Origin of the sequence: uncultured Dialister sp., from assembly GCF_937959425.1 — a bacterium.
Classification (GTDB): Bacteria; Bacillota; Negativicutes; order Veillonellales; family Dialisteraceae; genus Dialister.
Map to the genome: position 1 here is coordinate 1 of NZ_CALGPS010000054.1, position 3,990 is coordinate 3,990.

Consider the following 3,990-nt stretch of genomic DNA (forward strand, 5'->3'; position numbering starts at 1 on the left):
TGTCGGACAGGAAACTGTTTGCGAAAGGTTTCCTATTGAGGTGGGGGACAATGGAGTCATGCCGGACAGGAAACTGTTTGCGAAAAGTTTCCTGTTGAGGTGGGAGACAATGGAACTATGTCGGACAGGAAACTGTTTGCGAAAGGTTTCCTATTGAGGTGGGGGACAATGGAGTCATGCCGGACAGGAAACTGTTTGCGAAAAGTTTCCTGTTGAGGTGGGAGACAATGGAACTATGTCGGACAGGAAACTGTTTGCGAAAGGTTTCCTATTGAGGTGGGGGACAATGGAATCATGCCGGACAGGAAACTATGGGCGAAAAGTTTCCTATTGAGGTGAAGCGCAATGGAGTCAAGCCGGACAGGAAACTATGGGCGAAAAGTTTCCTACTGAGATGAAGTACAATGGCGACAAGCCGGACAGGAAACTATGGGCGAAAAGTTTCCTATTGAGGTGAAATACAATGGAGTCATGCCGAGTAGGAAACTATTTGCGAAAAGTCTCCTGTTGAGATGAAGCGCAGTGGATTCAAGCCGAGTAGGAAACTATTTGCGAAAGGTTTCCTACTGAGATGAAGCGCAATGGAGTCATGCCGGACGGGAAACTATGGGCGAAAGGTTTCCTATTGAGGCGGGGGACAATGGAGTCATGCCGGGCAGGAAACTATGGGCGAAAAGTTTCCTGTTGAGGTGAGACACAATGGCGACAAGCCGGACAGGAAACTGTTTGCGAAAAGTTTCCTGTTGAGGTGAGACACAATGGCGACAGGCCGGACAGGAAACTGTTTGCGAAAGGTTTCCTATTGAGGTGGGACATAATGGAGCTATGCCGGATAGGAAACTGTTTGCGAAAGGTTTCCTATTGAGGTGAAGCGCAATGGAGTCAAGCCGGACAGGAAACTATGGGCGAAAAGTTTCCTACTGAGATGAAGTACAATGGCGACAAGCCGGACAGGAAACTATGGGCGAAAAGTTTCCTATTGAGGTGAAATACAATGGAGTCATGCCGAGTAGGAAACTATTTGCGAAAAGTCTCCTGTTGAGATGAAGCGCAGTGGATTCAAGCCGAGTAGGAAACTATTTGCGAAAGGTTTCCTATTGAGGTGGTGGACAATGGAGTCATGCCGGACAGGAAACTGTTTGCGAAAAGTTTCCTGTTGAGGTGAGACACAATGGCGACAGGCCGGACAGGAAACTGTTTGCGAAAAGTTTCCTGTAGAGGTGAAGCGCAATGGAGCTATGCCGGACAGGAAACTATCCACTTTCTTCCCAAACATGGTACAATATATCAAATCAATCGGTGTTCCTGGACGGGAGGTAAGAACATGAGGAATTGGAAGAAGAAATTGACGGCAGCTGTGCTGGCGGCTGTATGCCTTACAGGAACGGTTACGCCCCTGACGGTGGAAGCGGCTACCACCACCCAGAAGATTCTCTATGGAGCAGCGGCGCTTCTCTTTATTTCCAGCTACTATACCCGCATGGATGACAAGGCGGGGCTGCAGCTTCTGGACCAGTGCCAGCAGCAGACCGGCGTCTATGAGTCGGCGGAAGCGGACAACCGGGTGCAGACCATTTATGACAATATACGCAGTACCGGGGCGGTGGAGAGAAATTACAATGTGTATGTGTCTCCCAGTGAGGATATCAATGCGTTCATGAGTCTGGGCGGCGTGCTCTGCGTGAACAAGGGCTCCCTGGATGCCTTTGACGATGATGAACTGGCTTACGTCATGGCCCATGAAATCTCCCACGGCGAGAAACGGCATAATGTAAACGGCGTGAAGAAGAGTGTGGGGCTCATTACGGCTCTGGATATCTATCTGGGAAGCGATGCATCCTACGGAGAATACCTCCTTGGCAATATTGCGGCCAACTACGTGTCCAACGCAGTATTCACCAAGGACCAGGAAAAGGAAGCGGATGACCTGGGTTTCCAGTACCTGGTGGAAGCAGGATATAATCCCGGCGGCGGAGCGGCTTCCATGCAGGTGCTGAAGGACAAGTACGGCGAAAGCTCTCCTTCCGGCATTAAGGCGGTGCTGGCTCCCGGCAACCATCCGAAAACCAGCGACCGTATCAATAAGAACCTGAAATGGATGAAAGCCTATTCCGGCGGCCATGTGGATGTGAAGGACGGCTGGATCCTGGTGAACGGGGAAAAGACATTCCAGCCTGCGGCATCCGGCCGGTACACGGATAAGGAAAGGACCTACCTGACTGCAGGGAAGCTGGATAAGCTGTACCATAAAGGAAATGTGCCGGACGCGGTCATTGAAGACGACACCATTTACTGCGGGAATACGGCGGTGTACAGTCTCTCTTCTTCGGAAGACGGAAAGCTCTATGTGGCAAACCTGAACAAAGGCATTGCCAAAGACCGGGGCGAAGCGGTGAAAAGTGATTTTGACATTGACTCCCGCAGGGAGAAATTAGGGAAGCACTGATTAATTCGCAGAATCGAATTTCATATGTATTTTTATCCAATGCTGCGTCATCAGTCTCCTTAAATAGCTCGCTATTCGCGTCGACTGATTCCTTGCATTGAATAAAAATACAAGAATGAAATCCGATAACGATTTAATCAGCGCTTCCCTAGAAAAGAAAGCAAAGGCAGCGGAAAAGAATGGCACCGGCGATGAAACTGAGACAGGTGCCATTCCGGAAGCAGGCTGATAGAAAGGATTGTATCACTTAAATTATGAAGAAATTATTGGCTCTTCTCGTACTGGCGGTTGTATTTGCAGGCATTGCTTTCGGCATTCTGGCTCTCATTACCCCGGAGCCGCCGAAAAAACAGGAACTGCCTCCTCCGCCGGAAACGGGAGCCGTGTCCGCCGCCCTCATTGACGGCAATACGGGAGAAATGCTGGCTGACAAGGAAGGAAATCTGAAATCCTATCCTGCCAGCACCACAAAAATCCTCACCTGTATCATTGCGCTGGAAGAAGGAAAGGACAAACTGGAACAGAACGCGGTGATTACACCAAGGGCCATGAAGCAGGACGGCACGAACCTTGGCATCCGTCCCGACATGCCCCTGACCCTGCACCAGATGCTCTACGGCATGATGCTTGTTTCCGGCAATGATTCCGCCGTAGCTGCGGCAGAAACGGTGGGAGGTTCCTATGACCGTTTTATTGAAATGATGAACGAAAAGGCCGCTGCCATCGGCGCAAAGAACTCCCATTTCGCCAATCCAAACGGCCTTACGAATCCCAACCATTACACCACCGCCGAGGATATGGCAAAAATTGCAGCCTACGCCATGAAGAATCCTGCATTCCGGGATATTGTGAAGAGAAAAACCTATCCTATGACCTACCGAAATGGCATTTACAGGAATGTAGTGAACCGGAATGAATTCCTCTCCAGCGGTTACGCCGGCGCCAACGGCATCAAAACCGGCATGACCGAAGCCGCCGGCGACTGTCTGGTGGCTTCGGCAGAAAGGGACGGACAGCTCATCATCGTAGTGCTTTATAACGATCCCAAGCGCTGGCAGGACGTAAAGACCTGGCTGGACTACGGCTTCGCCGCTGCCAAAGCGGAAGATGAATACCAGGCAGCCCTTGCGGCGGAACCGGCCATTTATAAATTCGTGAACCGGGTATTGGGAAAGGAGCCGAAGGAAGCTCATGGCTAAAAAGAAAAAAGCGCCTTTCCTGAAGCGCCTTTTCCCCACAAGTCCCACGCTTCGCATCATCTTCGTGGTGGTCATCCTGATTACCGCCTTCGTGGTGGTGCAGAACGTTTACCACTATGTGCAGGTCAGACAGCAGGAAGCGGAGCTTTACCAGGAAAGGGACCGGCTGCTGAAGGAAAAAGAGGATCTGGAAACAAAGAAGGCGGACCTGGAGGATCCTGCTAAACTGGAAAAAAAGGCACGGGACGACCTGGGACTGGTAAAACCGGGGGAAGTGCCCTATGTGCCATAAAAAAGGGGCTGTGAAAAAATGTAAATCATTTTTTCACAGCCCATATTTTATAT

3 protein-coding genes are annotated in these 3,990 nt (G+C 50.5%); all 3 read left to right on the top strand.

From position 1 onward, the window contains the following. Positions 1-1,324 precede the first annotated feature (1,324 nt). The 3 genes from Q0482_RS02275 to ftsL all read left to right on the top strand — a co-directional run bounded on the left by Q0482_RS02275 (position 1,325) and on the right by ftsL (position 3,937). The gene (locus tag Q0482_RS02275) at positions 1,325-2,446 is read left to right on the top strand and encodes a M48 family metallopeptidase (RefSeq protein WP_299142822.1); all 1,122 of its coding nucleotides are present in this window, start codon (positions 1,325-1,327) and stop codon (positions 2,444-2,446) included. A gap of 254 nt (positions 2,447-2,700) precedes the next feature. Then, entirely contained in the window at positions 2,701-3,645 is a 945-nt protein-coding gene (locus Q0482_RS02280; RefSeq protein ID WP_299142825.1) for a D-alanyl-D-alanine carboxypeptidase family protein, read from the top strand. Then, a complete protein-coding gene (gene ftsL / locus Q0482_RS02285; RefSeq protein WP_299142828.1) occupies positions 3,638-3,937 on the top strand; it encodes a cell division protein FtsL in 300 nt (99 codons plus the stop codon). The genes Q0482_RS02280 and ftsL overlap by 8 nt, the downstream gene beginning before the upstream one ends. Positions 3,938-3,990 lie beyond the last annotated feature (53 nt).

What these genes read in the sequence shown, in the direction of transcription:
- ftsL (WP_299142828.1), top strand. Translation starts at nt 3,638, where the DNA reads ATGGCTAAAAAGAAAAAAGCGCCTTTCCTGAAGCGCCTTTTCCCCACA.
- Q0482_RS02275 (WP_299142822.1), top strand. Translation starts at nt 1,325, where the DNA reads ATGAGGAATTGGAAGAAGAAATTGACGGCAGCTGTGCTGGCGGCTGTA.
- Q0482_RS02280 (WP_299142825.1), top strand. Translation starts at nt 2,701, where the DNA reads ATGAAGAAATTATTGGCTCTTCTCGTACTGGCGGTTGTATTTGCAGGC.